Below are 20,733 nucleotides of genomic sequence, written 5' to 3'. Positions count from 1 at the left end.
CACAAATTTTTGGTATGCCACTTTTGTGGGGTTAAAAAAAAAGGCTTCAAGGGGAAAATGAAAAAAAACTATACTTTTTTAGTGTTTTTTCTTAAAACTGATTTTGATTGAACAAATTGTCTCCACAGAATAAAAAAGAGCTGTCATCGACAGCTCTCTCATTTTTAATGGAACAAGACTATCTGCTGATTATTGAGCAATTCATCTAAAGTTGTACTGGTTTGATTTAATGCAATCAACTGCGCACTCTCAAAAGTTGTCTCTGTACCATCCCGATCAATACTAATAATCGTATTTCCATTTTCTTGTTTAACATTGATAAATTCTGATACTGAACTGGTGTTTTCTGAATATCCAACCAACAAATCGCTAAGATCAATTTGATCAGCTTGAGCATTCGTTTTAGCGTCACCCAAATAGAAGTCTAAGACTGTATCTTGCCCATTCCCGCCAGTAACATCTTGAACGTTCAGTAATTGGAACAGAATGATATCTGAGCCTTGATTAGTTATATAGGTATCATTACCTTCACGCCCATTCAAAATATTATTAGCAGAGTTACCTGTTAAAATATTATTTAAAGCATTTCCAGTTGCATTTAGATTTGCAGAACCAACCAATTCAATATCTTCAACATAACGACCACTTTCTAATACTAATTCTTGTGATGACACATCTGTAACCAATTGATATTGATCAACTAAGCTATAACTCACAGAACTGATGATTTTATCATACCCACCTAGATCAATATCCTCATAATCGACATCAACTTGTCGCGTTTCCCAATAGCCACTTTCAACCAATACACTTTCGTAATCACTCGTGTCTACCCAAACTTCTTCAAAATAACCATCATTAACAAATTGCGTCTCATAATAACCTTGCTCCACCCATTTAGACTCATAATAACCATCTCGCACGGGTTGTTGCTCATAATGACCTATTTCTTCAACATCTGGACCAAAAAGCTCACGACCTAACTGCCATTGATTTAAGTTATAGTCGTAATAACTACTTAGGTAGATATAATACGAACCATCATTTGAGTAATAATTTAATCCATTCAAATCGGTGTAGACATCACGCGTACCATCGACAATCCATACATCTTGGTAAAAACTTGTATCAACCCAAACATCTTCATAATAACTAGTATCAATCCATACATCTTGATAGTAACTAGACTCTACCCATAAATAAGTACTATAACCTGACACCACCCATTGTTCTTCATAATGACTGGTATCAATCCAAACATCCTGAAATACATCATGAGTAATAACCGTATATTCCTGAACAAAATCATTCTTATGATCAACACTATAAGTATTATCTGTAGCATCACCTTTAAATTGATCAACAGCTATTCTAGGTAAGTCATTAATTAATTGAGTGATTTTTTCACTACGATTTCCAGCACGATCAACCACAGTAAGTTCAAAAGACGTTGCATTTTCATATATATAAATAGAGAAAGTTCCATCTGCCCACGCTGTAGTGCTCGTTAAAGATGAGTTTTGGTCAGCAAAATGATAAATGAGTTCAACAGTAGTATTACTTTCTGCTTGTCCAACGAGCAAATAACCTCCTTCATGTATGGCAAGCTGTGTCGCTGCATTTGGTGCTATCACATCATTGATAGCAACAACTGTTGTAATTGGACTTACATTTTGATTGGCATCAACAACTTTTACGATCAGTGTTTCACCATGCCAATATTGTGACCATAACCATGTCGAGAAGATTCCATCACTACCAACTGTGGTCTGACCAACTAGATTATTATTCGTATCAAAAATATTAACTGTTGAATAAGCTTCAGCCAGCCCTGAAAGGCTATTTCCATTTTCCAATATAAGCTGCGTTGCTGCATTTGGTGCAACAAGATCCAATGGTGCTGTAATTTCTGCATAAGTACTTTGGTAGCCATTTTGCTCTACAACTATGCGTAAAGTTTGTCCACCTGTCTGAGGTGAGTTTAACTGGATATTAAAGTGTCCCGATTCATCTACCTTGCCATTGGCAATATAATTACTTTTCGCATCAACAATACGCACATAACCATTTGGTATCGCATCTCCCTTAATAATAAAACCATTTTCAGAGATAACAACATTTTCCGCAGATTTCGGTGCATTACTATCTGCATTAAAAATAATACCAAATGGACTACTTACATTTTTGGCTAAATCTGTTGCAGTGATAAATAACTGCTCACCACGTAATATTGGTGGATAAATATTGGAAGAAAAATACCCTGTTTCGTCCGCTTGATATTCTCCTCTAAAGTCACCATCCGCATCCATTATCCTAATGATAGCTTTTGAATCACTTTTCCCAGTAATGACATAACCATCATTAATAATCACCACCTCATCAATCACTGGAACTAGATTGTCTACGGGTGCAATAATTTCGGTGATTAGACTATATTGATTCGTATTCTGGTCAAAAACTCTAACTTGTAATATCTGTCCTTGTAGATAATAGTTATTTAACTGAATATTAAAACTACCATCCTCATTCGCTATACTGTTCCACAACCAATTAACGATCTCGCCATTGGTTGATGTAACAGCGATCATCATTCCCGCTGTTGCCTTACCAGTCAAAATATGACCATTCACATCGAGTTTTAGCTCTATTGCAGCATCTGGTGAATGAATAGAAAGAGGTACTAACTTATGAACAACCTCACTGCGGTTACCAGCAATATCTTTGACAATTAAACTCAAATTTTGTGTTTGGTAATGGCTCAAATTGATTAATTGACTAAAAGTTCCATCATACCCAACATTGGTTGTTGTAATAACTGCACCATATTGATCAATAATCTCAATAGTTGAATTAGGCTCTGCCTCACCCAAAAGCCATCCATCTGAGGTCAATCTCATACTTTTAACAGTTGATGGTGCAATATCATCAATTAAAGCATTTTCTTTAACTTCAACACTTCGATTACCTGCTCGGTCTATCACTACAAAGGTAAGTTCTTGCCCTTTAAGATATATTTGATTCAGATAACCACTTACACTTCCTGAGCTATCGGTATTTCCCCAACCGACTTGAGCACCAGTTGCATCAAATACTTCGATTCGACTTTCTGCTTCAGCTAATCCAATAAAATTCTGACCATTCTCATTAAAAATTATGTTTGCAATCACATTCGGTGCAACGTCATCATTTAACGCTGTTTGTTTAACTTCAGAACTACGATTCCCTGCACGATCTATTGCAATAAAACGAAGTTCCTCACCATGTAAGTAAACTTGATTGAAAGAGCCTGAGACATTACCCAAACTATCCACAAAACCCCAACCAACTCTATTACCTGATTGATCTAATACTTCAATAGAGCTTCCAACTTCGGTTTGTGCTGTAAAGTTCGAACCATTTTCATTTAAGACAATATTCTGAATTGCATTCGGTGCAATATTATCAATGAGGGCTATTTGCTTAACTTCTGTACTACGATTCCCTGCTCGATCCACAACAACAAATGAAAGCTGTTCACCATGTAAGTAAATCTGATTAAAATAACCTGAAACATTACCTACACCATCAACATAGCCCCAACCCACCCGACCACCTAACTGATCAAGAACCTCAATTTGGCTATCGGCTTCTGCTTGAGCTGTGAAACGCTGACCATCCTCATTCAACACTATCTGTTTAATTGGACTTGGTGCAATATCATCGCTTAACGCTGTTTGTTTAACATCAACACTACGATTCCCTGCACGGTCTATTACAACGAATGTAAGTTCTTGTCCCTTGAGATATGTTTGATTCAAATAACCACTTACATTTCCTGAGCTATCGGTATTTCCCCAACCAACTTTAGTGCCAGTTGCATCGAAAACTTCAACTTGACTTTGTGCCTCAGCAACTGCAGTAAAGTTTTGACCATTTTCATTTAAAATTATGTTTGTAATTGCATTGGGAGCAACATCATCATTTAACGCTGTTTGTTTAACTTCAACACTACGATTCCCTGCACGGTCTATCACAACGAATGTAAGTTCTTGCCCCTTGAAATATGTTTGATAGAAAGTTCCGGATACATTACCTGAATTATCAACATACCCCCAACCCACTTGATAACCAGCAGCATTTAAAACTTCAACTTGACCTTGTGCTTCAGCAACTGCAGTAAAGTTTTGACCATTTTCATTGAAAATTATGTTTGTAATCGCATTTGGAGCAACATCATCATTTAACGCTATTTGTTTAACTTCAACACTACGATTCCCTGCTCGATCTATCACTACAAAGCTAAGTTCTTGCCCTTTAAGATATGTTTGATTCAGATAACCACTTACACTTCCTGAGCTATCGGTATTTCCCCAACCGACTTGAGCACCAATTGCATCAAATACTTCGATTCGACTTTCTGCTTCAGCTAATCCTGTAAAACTCTGACCATTTTCATTGAAAATTATGTTTGCAATCACATTTGGAGCAACATCATCATTTAACGCTATTTGTTTAACTTCAGTACTACGATTCCCTGCACGATCAACTACAACAAAAGTAAGTTGCTCGCCATGTAAGTAAATCTGATTAAAATAACCTGATACATTGCCCTGACTATCCGTGCTTCCCCAACCAACACTACGTCCTGATTGGTCTAGCACCTCGATTCGACTATTCGCTTCTGCATTTGCTATGAAGCTAGAGCCATTTTCATTTAAGACAATATTTTCAATTGGATTTGGCGCAATATCATCAATAGGGGCATTTATTGAGATGGCTTGACTGATATTACCAGCTCGATCCGTCACAGTGACAGTAAATGCTTCACCATGTAAATAATGATTTCCTAAACCAATATGAAATGAACCATCCAATTGAACATTTGCATACCAATTCACTTGAGTGCCATTTCGGTCAAATATTTGAATAGTTGAGCCTAACTCAGCCATACCATTGAGATAATATCCATCTTCTGTGAACATCACATTTTGTGCTGGCTCTGGTGCGACTACATCGGCAATAACGATCGTTTCAGCACTAATCAATCCATTATGGTCAATAATTGACAGAGAAAATGTTTCACCGTTTATGAGTGATTTATTCAGATTGAAGCTAAAATAGCTTAAATCATTTCCACTATTGTTATTGCTAATCACAATTTCAGCGATAGTTACATTATGAGCATCTTTAATAATAAGCGTGCTGTTACTTTCTGCATAACCAGTAAAAAGCCCCTGATTAGTCAGATTTTCAATGATTGGAGCAAAAGCATAATTCGGCGCTGTCACCTCTGTGACTAAACTTATATTCCCATTACTATCTTTAGCAGTTACATACACAATATCTGCATTGGTTAGGTAATGATTTAACTCTATGGCAAAATTACCATCTTGATCTGTCCAACGATCCCATCCCCAATGATTTAAAACTGTTCCATTTTTATCGGTAATGGTGATTTCAGTGAACGCTTCTGCTGTTCCATAAATCCAATCACCCTCTTCATTAAAATATAGATGAGTAGGAGCTGGCGGTGGTGTGAAATCAACATTAATTACCGTCTCAGGACTAACTAGACCTTTAACATCAATAATATGGATAAATAATTGCTCACCATCAGTCAACGGGCGATTAACCGATAAGTTAAATTCGGTAAAATCATGATTCCAAATAAGCCCTCCACCTGATAATTCCTCCCCTAATACAACGCCATTTGCATCTTTTACAATAATGGTACTATTTGTTTCAACCCAACCAGAAATTAGGCCATCTTGAGAAATATGATAAATATTTGGAGCATAAGCAAAGTTTGGAGCACCAATAATGACTTCACTCATATTTTGATTTTTATCAACCAACTGAACTCTAACCTGCTCACCCTCATTAAGAGTCTGCAAAATTTCTACATGAGCTATACCATTTTCATCAGAATACCCAAAACCAATCATATTTTCAGATGAATCAGCAAATACCAAAATTAAAGTATTTGGCTCATTGGTATGCACTAATAAATTATTACCCTCTTCGTTAAACACGGGTTTTTCTAAAAATTCTGCTGGTGTGTAATCGGTAACAATTAACTGTGGATAGCCAATAAATCCATCTTTTTCAGCTGTAATAATGATTTCTGAACCTTCCGCCAAAGGTTTGTCTAATGTAAGTGTAAACGGCTGAACACCTCCTAAATTCATAAGGTTAAGTGGTGTTGTAATTGAGTCATCAAACTTCACAGATGAAAAGACTTGAATAAGATTACCTTCAGCATCTCTTACGGAAAAATGGCTACCCTCAGTTGCATAACCTGTAATGATACCTTCTGGGCTAATTTTTATAATATTAAGAAATGGAACCTCAACAACTGTAATTGGTAATGATACCTCACTGGTGTATTCATCAACTTTTGCAGTGACATAAATTTCCTGATCGGCATTAATTAGCGATGTTTTGAGTGTGAATTCACCTTGCTCATTTGCAACTGTACTCGCGATCCATTCACCGCTTACGGTATAAAAATCAACGATACTTCCCTTATAAGCAGTACCCGAAATAATTGAACCATCTAAGTTATTTGATTTTGCCACTAATAGCTGAGGGGCAGTCGGTATATGATTTAATTGAAAATCATGGCTTTGTTGAAGCGTTGTGGTATTGCCTGCGATGTCAACAAAACGTACATCTATTGTTAAACTATTCTGTTGTCCTTCTGACCATAAACTGGTTGCTGGAATCTCAGCTACCCAATCTTGATAAGTCGGATCAAATGTAAAATTAATGATTGTTTCACCAATCAAGGTACTCACATTTGTTAGTGTCTGATTTACATCATTAGGTAAATGATCTATCTGAATTCGGATTGGAATGGTCTGATCTTTTTCAGATAGGCTTATCGCATTATCATCTGTAACAGATTTAATTTTAACAATATTATTTAATAATTCTAATTTACGATCAACAGTCACTTGTTGGATTGCTGTTTCAGAATAATTCCCTGCTATATCTGTTACAACTGCTTTAAACTGATAGCTACCATCTGCTAAATCAGTCTGAGCTGCATCTGTAATATTCCAAGTTTGACCACCATCTGTAGATACTTCAAAATGATCTAAGAATGCAATTTGCTCACCAACGATGATTGGTTGTGTAAGTTGTAAAGTAAAACTCTTGTCTTGGCTGATTTGATCAGTCTCAGACACACCTGTATCTGTAAAATCACTGAGCTGCAAAACACCTGCGTTTGGTGCTGTGGTATCAATCACAACTTTTTGAACAGCAGTCTCGGAACTATTTCCTGCTGCATCTTTTACAATCGCTTTAAACTGATAACTACCATCTGCTAAATCGGTTTGATTAACCGTTGTTTCTGTCCAAGTTTGTTCATTGTCTTTTGACATTAAATAGGTAATGCTGGTATTCGCTTCTTGCCCAGTTAAAACTAATGTAAAGCTTTTATCTTGGCTGATTTGATCAGTCTCAGACATACCTATATCTGTAAAATCACTGAGCTGCAAAACACCTGCATTTGGTGCTGTAGTATCAATCACAACTTTTTGAATCGCTGTTTCTGAACGATTCCCAGCCACATCTGCAACAACAATTTTAAACTGATAACTACCATCTGCTAAATCAGTTTGATTAACCGTTGTTTCTGTCCAAGTTTGCCCATTGTCTTTTGACATTAAATAAGTGACATTCGCACCAATCTCTTGCCCCGTTAAAGCTAATGTAAAACTCTTATCTTGGCTGATTTGATCAGTCTCAGACATACCTGTATCTGTAAAATCACTGAGCTGCAAAACACCTGCATTGGGTGCTGTGGTATCAATCACAACTTTTTGAACAGCGGTCTCGGAACTATTTCCTGCTGCATCTTTTACAATCGCTTTAAACTGATAGCTACCATCTGCTAAATCAGTTTGATTAACCGTTGTTTCTGTCCAAGTTTGTCCATTATCTTTTGACATCAAATAGGTAATACTGGTATTCGCTTCTTGCCCAGTTAAAACCAAAGTAAAACTTTTATCTTGTGATAAATAATCAGTAGGTAAGTGTCCCGTATCAACAAAATGAGAAAAACTTAGGCTTCCTGATATTGGAGGAGTTGTATCTTTAGAATCTTTTTCAGAAAATACAGCAACTGCTGTTGCACCAGCTAAGCCACCAACAAGCCAATTCCACATTGGAATAGTATCACTTGCTGTTATCAATGCAGGTACATTACTAAGCTCTACATAGTCAATTACAGCTTGACTAGTTGCATCTTGAGTTAATTTTGCAGTCCAAAATTGCTGACCATTCTGTAAAAGAATTTGTGGATTATCGACGATATAGAAATTCTCTAAAACAACTTTTGTTCCATCTTTTAAGTAGATGACGGCATTATTCCCTTCTTTGGCAACAGATGAAATGTCTTCTGGTTTTATTTCCAACTTAAGAATCGTATTTGGTTTTAATGTTATTGTTTTTGTTGCGGCTGTCCCGATCTGAACAACACTATCTTCTACAAATTTTCCAGCAGAATTCTTAGTTATCAATGATACCTTTGTCATTTCCCCACCATACATTTAAAATAATTATTTATTTAAATTTATTCTTAAATATTAAGATTTAGTTAAATCAAAATAATATAAAAATCCACTTTTAATTAAGTAAAAATTAGAAAAACCAACTTTACATAAGACCAAATTAAAATTAGATTCATTAATACCATTTCAATTAAAAATGAACTTAAAACAATAACATCCCTTCATTCTTAATATAGAAAAACAAAACAAGTGCAATATTATTAGATAACAACCAACTAATCTACTACTTAGATTTAAAACATATATAAAAATTCAAAAATTTCTTTTAAATTTTATAGAGGATTCATCAAACCAATAATGCTCAATTGTTCCATCTTCCAAAATCACATTAAAACTATTTGACAATCCAAAACGCAATCGATTTGAAGTTGCCGTTCCAGCATGAATATCTAAAATTGGATGATCAAATCCCAACTGAAAAATTTGATTTAAATCATGTACAGCCACTTTATGCAAATGCCCGTGTAATAAACCAAACAATCCCTCTTCACCCCAAGCTTCTAATGCAATTTTAGCCAGTACAGGACAATCCCTATCGCCATGCTCATTGGGAAAGGTATAAAAAGGTTGATGGAAAACGACTAATTTTATTTTATTGGCTGGTGCATTCTTTAGCTTTCTGCTCGTCTCATGAATTTGTTCAAGAGAAATATGTCCTCGTGTATGGTATCTACGACGAATACTATTCATCCCGACAATATAAAAATGCTCCGTTTCCAAAGTCGGTTCTAAACCGCCAAAGAAAGCTTGATAACGAACAAATGGGGAGAAAAAACGATTCCAGACATGATAAAGCGGAATATCATGATTGCCTGGCACCACAAGATATGGGATATGCAGAGAATCTAAAAACTGACGACAATGATAAAACTGCTTAAAACGAGCGCGCTGTGTAAGATCACCACTCACAACAATCGCTTCTGGACGATATTGCTGACAAAATTGCTGTATGGCTTGAATACATCCCACACGCTCAGTACCAAAATGTAGATCAGACAGGTGTAACAACATTTGGAACCATCACTTTTAACGCTGATTTTTTAACTGAAAATTTTAATGGCGGCTGCATCTGCACCAACTCACCATCTACTGCAACAGTGAGTTTTGACTTTTTACAATCAACTCGTATTTCCTCAGCACAGAAAGAATAAACATCTCTCGTCTGGTCAATTTTCCCTTGAATTAACCGCCACAACATTTTTAATAAACTGAGTCGATCACTTTTAGCAACCACTACGCCTGCCAACTTTCCTTTTGCCGCACATTCTGCAATTCTTAATTTCATATCACTCAATTGCAGTTGATTATTTCCAAAAAAAATTAAAGGCGTCGCAACAGGATACTTTTGACCGTCGACAGTAACCGCAAGCTTTAATGATTTATGTTCACGAAGCAATACATCCAAAGCTGACGTATAAGCATGTAATGGAAAACGCCCTAAATAGTGATTATATAATTCACGTTTCTTGATGAATAAAGGATATAAACCTAGACTGGCATTATTCAAATAAATTTGATCATTGATCATTGCCACATGAACATCGCGTGGTTGACCTATAGCAATCAGCTCTGCTGCTTGAACCACATCAATCGGAATATCTAACGCACGTGCAACATAATTAAAAGTTCCTAAAGGGATGATTCCCATCGGAATATCAGTATGTAGCAACTTTTTTGCAACGGCATTTAAGGTTCCATCACCACCCGCAGCCACCACAACACCACGCAAATGTGCATGTTGATGACGAGCTAAAACATTTATCATCATTTCATCAAAATCAATGTGTTGATTTAATTTAAAAACCTGAATTTCAAAATGATATTGTGTCCACAATGTCATCAAACTTTCATAAACATCCTCTTGTTGTGTCGCATGGAATCCTGATTTCTGATTATAGATAATCGATAAGGGCTGCAAATCTTGCTTCACTCACATCAGCCTTTAAAATAATTTACCTGTATTTTTGTTTACAAAATCAACAAATAAAAGCTTGTTTATGTAAATTTTGGATGAGCATTATTCAATTTATCAATAATAATTCTCAAAAAAATAAACAAATTTAAATCATTGTTTTTAATTATAATTTTTAATAAAAATAACACACATAAAAAAATCATATAGAATAGCAAAAAACAATCAAAACAAACAAAAACAATGTTTTAAGTAAAAATATACATTCTTATATTAACGAGTTTTAACTTTGCAGCATCTTATTTTTTTTACGATTTTATGCTTTAATACAGCCACTTTTTTTACTTCATCTATTTTCATTGTCATCCAATGAATAGAACTGTACGTCGTACACACTTTAAAAAGGCATCACCATGACCCAAGTGAACGCACCAGAATTCGTTCGTCACCCTAAGCTTATTGCATGGGTGGAAGAAATTGCAAAATTAACTAAACCAGCAAAAATTGAATGGTGTGACGGAAGCGCAGAAGAATATCAACGTCTGATCGACTTGATGATTGCTAACGGCACTATGCAAAAACTTAACCAAGAAAAACATCCTGGTTCTTATCTTGCAAATTCTGATCCTTCTGATGTTGCTCGTGTTGAAGACCGCACTTATATTTGCTCGGAAAACCAAGAAGATGCTGGCGCAACAAACAACTGGGTTGCACCTGCTGAAATGCGTGCGAAATTAAATGGCTTATTTGATGGCTCAATGGAAGGTCGTACGATGTACGTTGTTCCTTTCTCAATGGGTCCTTTAGGCAGCCATATTGCTCATATCGGTATTGAATTAACAGATTCACCTTACGTTGCTGTCAGCATGACAAAAATGGCACGTATGGGTAAAGCAGTTTATGACGTATTAGGTACAGATGGTGAGTTTATCCCATGTGTGCATACTGTTGCTGCTCCATTAAAAGACGGTCAAAAAGATGTTGCTTGGCCATGTAATAACGAAAAATATATCGTTCATTACCCAGAAACTCGTGAAATCTGGTCTTACGGTTCTGGTTATGGTGGTAATGCATTACTTGGTAAGAAATGCCTAGCATTACGTATTGCTTCTGCAATGGGTCGTGAACAAGGTTGGTTAGCTGAGCACATGCTTATTTTAGGTGTGACGAATCCACAAGGCGAGAAACACTACATCGCAGCAGCATTCCCTTCTGCATGTGGTAAAACAAACTTTGCAATGTTGATTCCACCAGCAGGTTATGAAGGTTGGAAAATTGAAACTGTAGGTGATGATATTGCTTGGATCAAACCAGGTGAAGATGGTCGCTTATATGCAATCAACCCTGAAGCTGGTTTCTTCGGTGTTGCACCTGGTACAAATACCAAAACCAACCCGAACTGTATTGCAACAATGCATAAAGACGTTATTTATACAAACGTTGCAGTGACCAAAGACGGCGAAGTATGGTGGGAAGGTCTAACTAAAGAAGTCCCAGCTGACCTAACAACATGGAAAGGTCAACCTTACGTTGAAGGCGAAAAAGCAGCACATCCAAACTCTCGCTTTACCGTTTCTGCGGGTCAATGTCCTTCGATTGATGCTGACTGGGAAAATCCAGCGGGTGTACCAATTTCTGCATTCATCTTCGGTGGTCGTCGTGCAGATACAGTGCCTTTAGTATCAGAAGCTTTTGACTGGGTTGATGGCGTTTATAAAGCTGCAACAATGGGTTCTGAAACAACTGCTGCGGCTGTTGGTCAACAAGGTATCGTTCGTCGTGACCCATTCGCAATGCTTCCATTTGCGGGTTACAACATGGCTGACTATTTCGGTCACTGGTTACAACTCGGTCAAGAAGTGGGTGCAAAAGCTGAAGCTGCTGGTAATAAATTACCAAAAATCTTCAACGTAAACTGGTTCCGTCGTGATGCTGAAGGCAACTTCGTATGGCCTGGTTTCGGTCAAAACATGCGTGTTCTTGAGTGGATCATCGATCGTTGTGAAGGTCGTGCTGAAGCGACTGAAACACCAATCGGTTTAGTTCCAACTTATGAACAGTTGAACTGGACAGGTATTGATTTCTCTAAAGAGCAATTCAATACAGTAACAGCTCAAGACAAAGATCAATGGATCAAAGAACTTGAAAGCCACACTGAGTTATTTACTAAACTTGGTGATCGCTTACCTCAAGCGCTTAAAGATCGTCAAAATGAGTTATTAGCAGCTGTTAAATCTGCTTAATTCCCCCGCCTCCCTCTTTCATCAAGAGGAATTAAGGGAGATTTTAAAAGGTCGCTTCGGCGGCCTTTTTATTAAGAATAATTTTTAGTAAAACCAAGGGGAAAATCATGAAAAAATTTATTATTTGTACGACCATTTTATGGGTGACTTCTAATGTGGCAAATGCACAAGACATTTCAGCCAATACACTCCAACCATCAACGCCAATTTGCCTTATTAAAGGCACTCCAACAAATCATCAATTTACAGAAATTAAGCGTTTAAAAATTGGGAAAGGAACTTATGGTAGCGTAACAGACCTTTACCCAAGAATCGTAGATAAGACACATAAACTCGGTGCCGATGCAGTCATTCATTACAATGCAAGTCAACGATTTGGCTTTTGGCCATGGCGACTCGTTAGACCAGTAATGACGGGCACAGCGATTAAGTGGTTATCCACCCCTCCTAGTTGCCAGTCATTAGGCGGAATAGAAATTAAATAATTGATAAAAGGTCGCAATCGCGACCTTTTTATTTGGCGGATTCAGTAATGGAATGCAACACATTTGTAATGTAGTTGAGAAAGCAATAATGCCACAAACCATCAACGTAGTGACACGTCAGAAAATCGAAGATTTTGGTTTCTTCACGACTAGAAATATCTCAAATAATACGCCTATTCAATCTTATAACTCATATGCTTATAACGCATACGCTGTCTAACTAAATCAAGCAATTTGGGCTGTTGAACTGACATTTTATTATTTATTGATAGTTTAAATTCAAATAAATCAATTATTTTTGTTTCATTTTCAATCAATCAGGTATCTTATACAGCAGAATTTGGAATCTTATGTGTTATTTCTGCCGCATAAGAATAGTTATGCCACTTGAGTCTTTGAACACATGGGAAAAGCAAAAATAAAGGTCATAACCATCGGTCATTTACCATTACATCTAGACCTCAGCCGAGTTTCAGCTTGGAAGTCTGATGTGTTTAAGTTGGCCGGGGATATTGAAAACTTCGCATTACGCTGTGACTCAGATAGTGATGGCTGGGTTTTCTCCGATACGCTACTGAAAGCCCAACTACCAGAACATACTGGCGCAGATTTTCTAATAGCAATTGTCAACGTACCAATTCAAGATAACTGGTACTCAAGACGGCTTGGCGATAACCAGATTGTTTTTACGTTTAACCAAATTAAAGAGTTTCTTGCTTGGGAAAACATTCCACTTGAAAACGCAATCCTTCGTGTTCTATACGCATATACACTGCGTTATAGGAGATCAGGAAATAAATTCCCTAGCTTCGGAGAAGCACCAAGTTTCACCCACGACGAAACACGTGGATGCCTATTTGACATGAATGGTATCAAATCTGATCTAGTCGAATCGTGCAATAAACCGGTTGTTTGCGTTGAGTGCGAGGAACGCCTCAGGAATGAGCGTGTTTCGACTCAAACGATAAAGACCGTACAAAGTGAAATACGAAAAATTCGTAAGCATCTCTACTATCGGGCACTTGATTTTGTAAAGGCTAAACCTTTGGTTGCTCTGACAATTTCAAGTACATTTGCCATCCTGCTTGGCATCACTGGCTCCTTAATCGCGTCGTATATCTACGACAATATTAAAACTCAACCAACCGCAGGCATAACAAGTCAATTCAGCGGACCCGCTAAAGCGGCCCGCTGATTTCCAACGTTAGACGGATGCCTCGCGCCTATTAACAACGCGAGCTACATACAATGAGTAATTGCTCACGTTCGGTTTTCATCAAAACACTCTAAAATCAAGCATCAATTAATAGAAGATTTAAATCATCAATGTGTAGAAATCAGGGAGTAAAATAAATTGGCCATACGCTTCCAGTGTTGCCACATCATTATTGCGTAACGGAAGCACACGACATTCCAAACTATAGTAAATCTGTTAAAAATAACATACACTCATAGAATGACTTAATTCAGAACATTTTAGAAAGAAAGTATTGGCTAAGCTTGAAGAAAGATATTCTATTCGAGCTATTTCCGCTCAATTTGAAATTGATAAAAATACGATTGTCCAATAGAAGAAACGTATAGAGATCAAAAGAATTCATCCACGTAAACCTTCTAAAATTGATCATGATGCTTTACGTGCTGATGTTGAAAAATATCCTGATGACTATCAATATGAACGGGCTGCACGTTTTGTATATGGAACCTCATTATTGGTGATGCTTTAAAACACCTAGGTATTACAGTTAAAAAAAGACGCTAAGTCACCCAAAAGCTAACTCAGAACTTAGAGAAAGATTTATTAAACAAATAAAGTTATTAGAAAATAGTTATTCTCAAAGGGGAGAACCCTGTTTGGGACAATATAATTGACAGTTAAAAAATCAGACCAATGCAATTGGAGCAATTCATCAACAGAAATTGTTTGTAGTCAGGTTATTTGATTGCAAAATCAATGCTGATGTTTTTCATTTTTGGGTTGAGCGACTACTGATCCCTGAATTACCGAAGAATAGTATTGCGGTTATAGATAATGCAACATTTCATAAAAGAGCGGATACTCAGGTATTATTGGAACAACAAGGACATCAGATACTTTGGCTTCCTGCATACAGTCCTGATTTAAATCCTATAAAAAAAGATATGGATTTAAAATCCAAGCTTGCCGAATGGGAGGCATTTTACAATTATGCCTGACCTCATATAGCCATGAATAATAAAACATCCTATGAGCAATTAAAAGAAACGTCATGCTAAAATATTGGTGTCAGTGGAGGCACTAGTATTCACATATTATTTCAAAAGCATGGTGTTGCACTTCAAATACTAATCTAAGCATTAAAAAAGGAAGGTTTTTTATCACCTTCCTTTTTTAATTGTTTCTTTTTAGTAAATTACTCATTTTTAACTGAATAGAGCTTATTTTTTGCGATAAGCATCTTGGCATTCAGAATCACTACAATAACCATATAAGTTCAAAGAGTGTCCAGTTAAAGCAAAGTTGTGCTGATCCGCAACAGCATGCTGCTCTTTCTCAATAATATCATTCGTAAATTCAACGACTTTGTTACAGTTTAGGCAAACTAAATGATCATGATGATCTTCTTGCATGATTTCAAAAACTGAATGGTTATTTTCGAAATGGTGACGCTGAATAATACCCGCAGCTTCGAATTGTGTTAACACACGGTAAACCGTTGCTAAACCAACATCTTCACCTTGCTCAAGCAAAGTTTTATAAATATCTTCAGCACTTAAATGATGTTGCTTTGAATTTTCTAATAATTCCAAAATCTTAATACGAGGAAGGGTGACTTTAAGTCCAGCTTTGCGTAAGTCTTGATTGGAAATAGGCATGTAAAAAGGTCTCTCAACAAATCTTAAGTTGGAATAGGCAATAGAGTTTAGATGCAGTATGATCTATCCTTGAACCAAATGCATCATCATTTATCAGGATAGTGTAGCAAAATGCAAAAAATCATGCTGGCGTTATTCGTCACTTCAGTACTTAGCGGTTGTTCAGTCTTTGGTGTTTATAAAGTCGATATTCCACAAGGAACACCATTAACCAAAGCCCAAGCATCTCAAGTACAAGTCGGCATGAGCTTTCAGCAAGTTCGTTTCCTACTGGGCAGCCCAACTGTTACAGACCCATTAAATCCTTTACGCTGGGACTATATCTACAACTATACGCCTGGTACTTATGCGAAAAAAGCAAAAATACCAGCAGCCCGTGGTCAACATTTAAAAATTTATTTTGATGCAAATGGCAACGTTGAACGTTTAGAAGGTCTAGATACAATCCCTGAATCACAACCTGGTTTACCTGCATCAAAAGAAGCAATTTTGACTGCGCCACCACTATAATTACTTTCTAAAAAAAAGAAACCCCTCATCGAGTCATTCGTGAGGGGTTTTATTTATGAACCTGATGGTCTAAAACGATTACCTTTAATAAAACGCCCAACGGGATTCTGTGCAGCTCGCTTACGTCGAATATCCTTTGGATTAATGGTCAAAGCACGATAGATTTCAACCCGATCACCCTCTTGCAAAACAGTATCCGCTTCAATTTTGCTACCAAACACCCCAAGATTCAGAACTTCTGGCAGTGTGACCTGTTCTGCGATACCACTTGCATCAATCGCTTGCTGCGCATTCATCCCTTCACTAAAGGTGACAGCAATATAGAATTGCTGTTCAGGTGTTGTAAAAGCAACCCAAACTTGTTTTGCATGTTCCATTACAACACTTGCCCAATAACAGCCATGATTGCGATCACGATTGAAAGCGGTAAAACTAAGCGTACCGCAATACGCCAAACGTTATAAAATAGTTCATTACTAAAGCCCATGGCTTTACGAAGATGGCTAATCTTCATAATCCAACCTGCAAATACGGCATAAATCAAACAAATCGCCAATCCCCATAGCATCAATAGTGTATTAAAAATTTGCTCAACTTGTGGTACAGCCCACACTGCAATTGCAGCAAGAACAATAACCCATTGAATCACGATTGCAAGTTGACGCTGTGCTAACTGTTCTTTTGCACATTGAATAAGCAAAGCAGCAGATATCGTTGCAACAAAGCCCCAGACCAAAGCAGGAAGTTGTGCTTGAACAGAGAAGAAACCAAAAGCAATAACCGCAAGCAATTGTGCAATCCAAATAGGAAATGCTGACGTTGTTGCTGATTGTTGTTTGCTTAAAGTCGATAGGCTGCTCTGCCAATAGAGTCCTAGCCCTAAACCACTTGCGACTAGAGCAAGAACAGTGGCATTGCCCCACTCTTTAAACTCAATCCCCGTCCAATGCCAAGCGGCTAAATGAGTTCCCATTACATTGGCAAGAATAAAAGCAGCAATAACACCAACAGTTGTCAAACCAATCAAAAATTGACGAGGGATAAAAGACAATCCCAATGCAATAACGGCAAAAATCGCAAAAATAATTTGAGTCGGAAGATTTAATCCAAGCTGCTGACTCACAACATAAGCCGATGTATTTACAATACTACCTGCAAAGAAAGGAACAAAAACAACGGCTAACCACCCGACTACGCGCCATCTTGGTGAAGCATCTGCATCACGTGTTAAGGTAGAAAGCGCTTGTAGCGCGGTTGTCTGTGAACGTTTTGCCAAAGCAATTTCAAGATAACCAATCGGTAATGCTAATAAAAGCATGGTTCCCAACCACAAAAGCCAAAAATCAAATTGACGATCAATTTGGATACCCACAGTTGGTGCTAATGTGCTAATCATGACAAAAGATAAGCAAAACGCCATCACTGGTGTAAGCCAGCGTGACAGAGTTGTGTCCTGCATACTGCATTCCTTAAAAAGCTTTGAACTCATTGTGCTTTATGGAGCTTACAATGAAATATTCAATCTATTTTGCCTTTGTCACGTCTGAAAATCAAAACAAAAGATGCCCAAAGAAAAAGGCAAATCACCATAAAGATGACTTGCCGCGCCTAGTTATTATTATATAAATCTGACCTCTTATTTTTTACTCATCTTCACCTTATTATTTTTCTACCATAAGAGGTCTTATTGTTATTATTTTATTGTCAAGCAAAGAACCGTGAAAACCAATTCTTGCCTTTTTTCTTTTCATTTTCTTTAATAATGCCAACCATATTTTCTCTAACAGCACCTACATAATCAGCATCATCATGTCGAATATGATTGATTAACCATTTTGAAAGTGCTTCATGCAATTCTTTATCAATTTCATGCCCTAATTCAAAACGTTCACGATAAGTCTCTATCTTTTTGATAAATAAATCATGCACACGTTTATGTGGCACACGATATTTATAATTTGCTTCTTCTTGCAAGCTTTCTTCAAAGGTAAAATGCGACTGTGTATAATCAATAATATTGTCTAATACACTCTTCATTTTGACACGATCATGGGAATATTTTAAATCAGCGATTTCATTAATATAATCCAGAATACGTCGATGTTGATCATCGATAACTTCTATTCCTGTATTATATTCGGCAGACCATTTCATACCTATCTCTATCCCTAAAACCAATGTGATTTATTGAATAAGGACATAATATCGGCTAAACAATTAAATAAAAACACAGCATTTTTGTCAGATTTCAAATATTTTCAATAAAATAAATTAACCCGTTGTTTTATATTTAATTAAATATTTTAACCAATTAAAACACTCAAGTATTTTTTAACCAATTCTGGAAAAATAATTATAATTTCATTAGAATATAAACAATTAAAAATAGATACTATAAATAAATGATATAGCATCTATTAATTTTTATTATACTGATTAATATTGATCCGCTCTAGTCACGCGTTTTAGGTTTGGATTTTCTGCTTCTCGAATGAGACGTTCAACTCGAGTGAGCGCATGCTTAATGGGTTGACCATGCTGAAATAAAATCATTTCACCAGCTTGATAGGCAGTCCATGACTCATTATGTGTTAAAGGTTCAGTTGTGATTACTGCAACCCGATCTTGTGGTGTGGTCACTTCACTAAAATCAACTTTGACATCTAAATCAATTAAATGTGCAGGTTGAAATGGATATTCTCGTACTAACCAATGTAGTTTGGTCGTTGCATAGCTGAATAATGCTTGCCCATTAGACAAGCAAAAATTAAACGTACCATGCTCTGCAATTTCAGGCGAAATCCGCTCTAAAAGAGAAAAAACTTTTTCTATACATGGCTCTGTATATCCAAATGCTTCAACCATCTGATCTAACAAATAGCAAAAAGCACGTTCACTATCGGTATTACCAACGGGTTCAAAACGTCCACTCAAACGAGGATTGAAATCGTGTAAATCACCATTATGTGCAAAAATCCAATGTCTGCCCCACAACTCACGTAAAAAAGGATGTGAGTTTTCTAGGGTAATTTTACCCTGAGTTGCTTTTCGGATATGTGCAATCACATTACGCGATTTGATTGGATAATTACGCACCAAGTCAGCAATCGGAGATTCAACTGCCGATTGATTGTCAACAAACAAACGACATGCTTTGTCTTCAAAAAATGCAATACCAAAACCATCACAATGATCAGACGTGACCCCTGCTCGTTGGGAAAATCCACGAAAGGAAAAGGTAATATCCGTCGGAGTCGCGCAATTCATTCCTAATAGCTGGCACATATCTTCTAACTATCTAACATCTGTACCTATTGTGCATGAGGTACAGACATCTTGTAAATCTCAATATGTGCTCAGTATTAGATTAACAATGATATAACTAACGTTGCACCATTTTATTCATCACAAAAGAAGTTGCGATCTTGTTAATTTCTAAGAACACAAAATAGTCTAAACATTTAAAATCTTCATCATAAAATGCTTGTTTTGAAAGCTTGGATTGCATGCCAAGATAGGTATCGAAAAGCTTTGGCATACGTTCATCTTGCGGAAAACTATATTCAGGACGCTCTGGTTCAAATGCACGGTTTGAACGGATATCAATAATCTGATGATCAGCCAATTGTTGAATTTGACGATGGGTGTAATAAGCTCGCGCCAAGTTATCTTCAAGATGAATACTCACACATCCCATCACATACTTCGCACGCATAGACCACAGTACCTTTGGCACTAAATTCAACCACAGCATTGATAATGCTTTTCCAGAACGGAATTGCGGATGTACACAAGTCCGCCCTATTTCCAAGATACTTGGCAAATGTGAAAAGTTTGGAACAACATCAAACTCTTTAGCACTATAACTTTGCCCAATTTCATGACCTTGAAACAATTTAAGACGTGTATAGGCAACAATTTCACCCGTCCATTTTTCACGTAACACCGCATGTTCACAACCAAAATCATAGAGATCTTGATCTAACCCATCTTCAAAAGAGATCCCAAATTGATGAGAGAATTGATTTGCTCTAAAACGTTGTACTTCTTGTAGTTCTTTTAGATTATCCACCCACCCAAAACGGAATTGGTTTTGTGACGGCTTTTGACGTAAAGGTGAAGTTAATGTCTGGCGATAATGATTTAATTTTTCTAGCATAATGAAAGCT

14 protein-coding genes and 2 pseudogenes are annotated in these 20,733 nt (G+C 36.8%); 7 read left to right on the top strand and 9 right to left on the bottom strand.

Annotated elements, in window-relative coordinates; genetic code table 11:
- Window positions 1-164 precede the first annotated feature (164 nt).
- From MMP60_RS06735 to MMP60_RS06725, 3 genes are all read right to left on the bottom strand, one after another.
- Window positions 165-8,522 carry an Ig-like domain-containing protein gene (locus MMP60_RS06735; protein ID WP_241335554.1) on the bottom strand — a complete coding sequence of 2,786 codons (8,358 nt, stop codon included), beginning with the start codon at window positions 8,520-8,522 and terminating at the stop codon, window positions 165-167.
- A 288-nt stretch (window positions 8,523-8,810) separates the two neighbouring features.
- Entirely contained in the window at window positions 8,811-9,569 is a 759-nt protein-coding gene (locus MMP60_RS06730) for a metallophosphoesterase family protein (RefSeq protein ID WP_241335553.1), read from the bottom strand.
- Window positions 9,550-10,488, bottom strand: a complete 939-nt coding sequence (locus tag MMP60_RS06725; RefSeq protein ID WP_241335552.1) for a diacylglycerol kinase family protein — start codon at window positions 10,486-10,488, stop codon at window positions 9,550-9,552. The genes MMP60_RS06730 and MMP60_RS06725 overlap by 20 nt, the downstream gene beginning before the upstream one ends.
- Before the next feature lie 395 nt (window positions 10,489-10,883).
- Here MMP60_RS06725 and MMP60_RS06720 point away from each other — a divergent pair, with 395 nt between their 5' ends.
- From MMP60_RS06720 to MMP60_RS06700, 6 genes and pseudogenes are all read left to right on the top strand, one after another.
- Window positions 10,884-12,713, top strand: coding sequence for a phosphoenolpyruvate carboxykinase (GTP) (locus MMP60_RS06720; RefSeq protein WP_241335551.1), 1,830 nt, complete (start codon window positions 10,884-10,886; stop codon window positions 12,711-12,713).
- Window positions 12,714-12,820: 107 nt separating this feature from the next.
- Window positions 12,821-13,198 (top strand): hypothetical protein, encoded by a 378-nt coding sequence (locus tag MMP60_RS06715; RefSeq protein WP_241335550.1) that lies wholly within the window; start codon window positions 12,821-12,823, stop codon window positions 13,196-13,198.
- An 88-nt stretch (window positions 13,199-13,286) separates the two neighbouring features.
- Window positions 13,287-13,418: a hypothetical protein gene (locus MMP60_RS15915; protein ID WP_277603702.1), complete on the top strand. Its 132-nt coding sequence runs from the start codon at window positions 13,287-13,289 to the stop codon at window positions 13,416-13,418.
- A 183-nt stretch (window positions 13,419-13,601) separates the two neighbouring features.
- Complete coding sequence (locus MMP60_RS06710; protein ID WP_241335549.1) at window positions 13,602-14,393, top strand: hypothetical protein; 792 nt, start codon at window positions 13,602-13,604, stop codon at window positions 14,391-14,393.
- A 295-nt stretch (window positions 14,394-14,688) separates the two neighbouring features.
- A pseudogene (locus MMP60_RS06705) lies at window positions 14,689-14,960 on the top strand (IS630 transposase-related protein).
- Between the two features lie 131 nt (window positions 14,961-15,091).
- Window positions 15,092-15,394 (top strand): annotated as a pseudogene (locus tag MMP60_RS06700) (transposase); the annotation flags it as partial.
- A 222-nt stretch (window positions 15,395-15,616) separates the two neighbouring features.
- Here MMP60_RS06700 and fur read toward each other — a convergent pair.
- Window positions 15,617-16,054 carry a ferric iron uptake transcriptional regulator gene (gene fur, locus MMP60_RS06695; RefSeq protein WP_004663428.1) on the bottom strand — a complete coding sequence of 146 codons (438 nt, stop codon included), beginning with the start codon at window positions 16,052-16,054 and terminating at the stop codon, window positions 15,617-15,619.
- 111 nt (window positions 16,055-16,165) lie between these two features.
- Between fur and bamE the strand changes: the two genes are divergently transcribed.
- The gene (gene bamE / locus MMP60_RS06690) at window positions 16,166-16,564 is read left to right on the top strand and encodes an outer membrane protein assembly factor BamE (RefSeq protein WP_018679666.1); all 399 of its coding nucleotides are present in this window, start codon (window positions 16,166-16,168) and stop codon (window positions 16,562-16,564) included.
- Between the two features lie 53 nt (window positions 16,565-16,617).
- Here the strand turns inward: bamE and MMP60_RS06685 are convergent, their stop codons facing one another.
- From MMP60_RS06685 to MMP60_RS06665, 5 genes are all read right to left on the bottom strand, one after another.
- Entirely contained in the window at window positions 16,618-16,941 is a 324-nt protein-coding gene (locus tag MMP60_RS06685; RefSeq protein ID WP_241335547.1) for an RnfH family protein, read from the bottom strand.
- The gene (locus tag MMP60_RS06680; RefSeq protein ID WP_241335546.1) at window positions 16,941-18,023 is read right to left on the bottom strand and encodes a hypothetical protein; all 1,083 of its coding nucleotides are present in this window, start codon (window positions 18,021-18,023) and stop codon (window positions 16,941-16,943) included. The genes MMP60_RS06685 and MMP60_RS06680 overlap by 1 nt, the downstream gene beginning before the upstream one ends.
- 245 nt (window positions 18,024-18,268) lie before the next feature.
- Window positions 18,269-18,724: a bacteriohemerythrin gene (locus tag MMP60_RS06675; protein ID WP_026315818.1), complete on the bottom strand. Its 456-nt coding sequence runs from the start codon at window positions 18,722-18,724 to the stop codon at window positions 18,269-18,271.
- Between the two features lie 276 nt (window positions 18,725-19,000).
- Window positions 19,001-19,849, bottom strand: a complete 849-nt coding sequence (locus tag MMP60_RS06670; protein WP_026315817.1) for a class II glutamine amidotransferase — start codon at window positions 19,847-19,849, stop codon at window positions 19,001-19,003.
- Window positions 19,850-19,946: 97 nt separating this feature from the next.
- Window positions 19,947-20,723 (bottom strand): GNAT family N-acetyltransferase, encoded by a 777-nt coding sequence (locus tag MMP60_RS06665; protein ID WP_241335545.1) that lies wholly within the window; start codon window positions 20,721-20,723, stop codon window positions 19,947-19,949.
- Window positions 20,724-20,733: the final 10 nt, after the last annotated feature.

This window comes from Acinetobacter sp. ANC 4805, assembly GCF_022549495.1.
In the GTDB taxonomy this organism is placed as follows: Bacteria; Pseudomonadota; Gammaproteobacteria; order Pseudomonadales; family Moraxellaceae; genus Acinetobacter.
The sequence above is the reverse complement of the archived record's forward strand: the minus strand, read 5'-3'. Positions and strand labels throughout refer to the sequence as shown.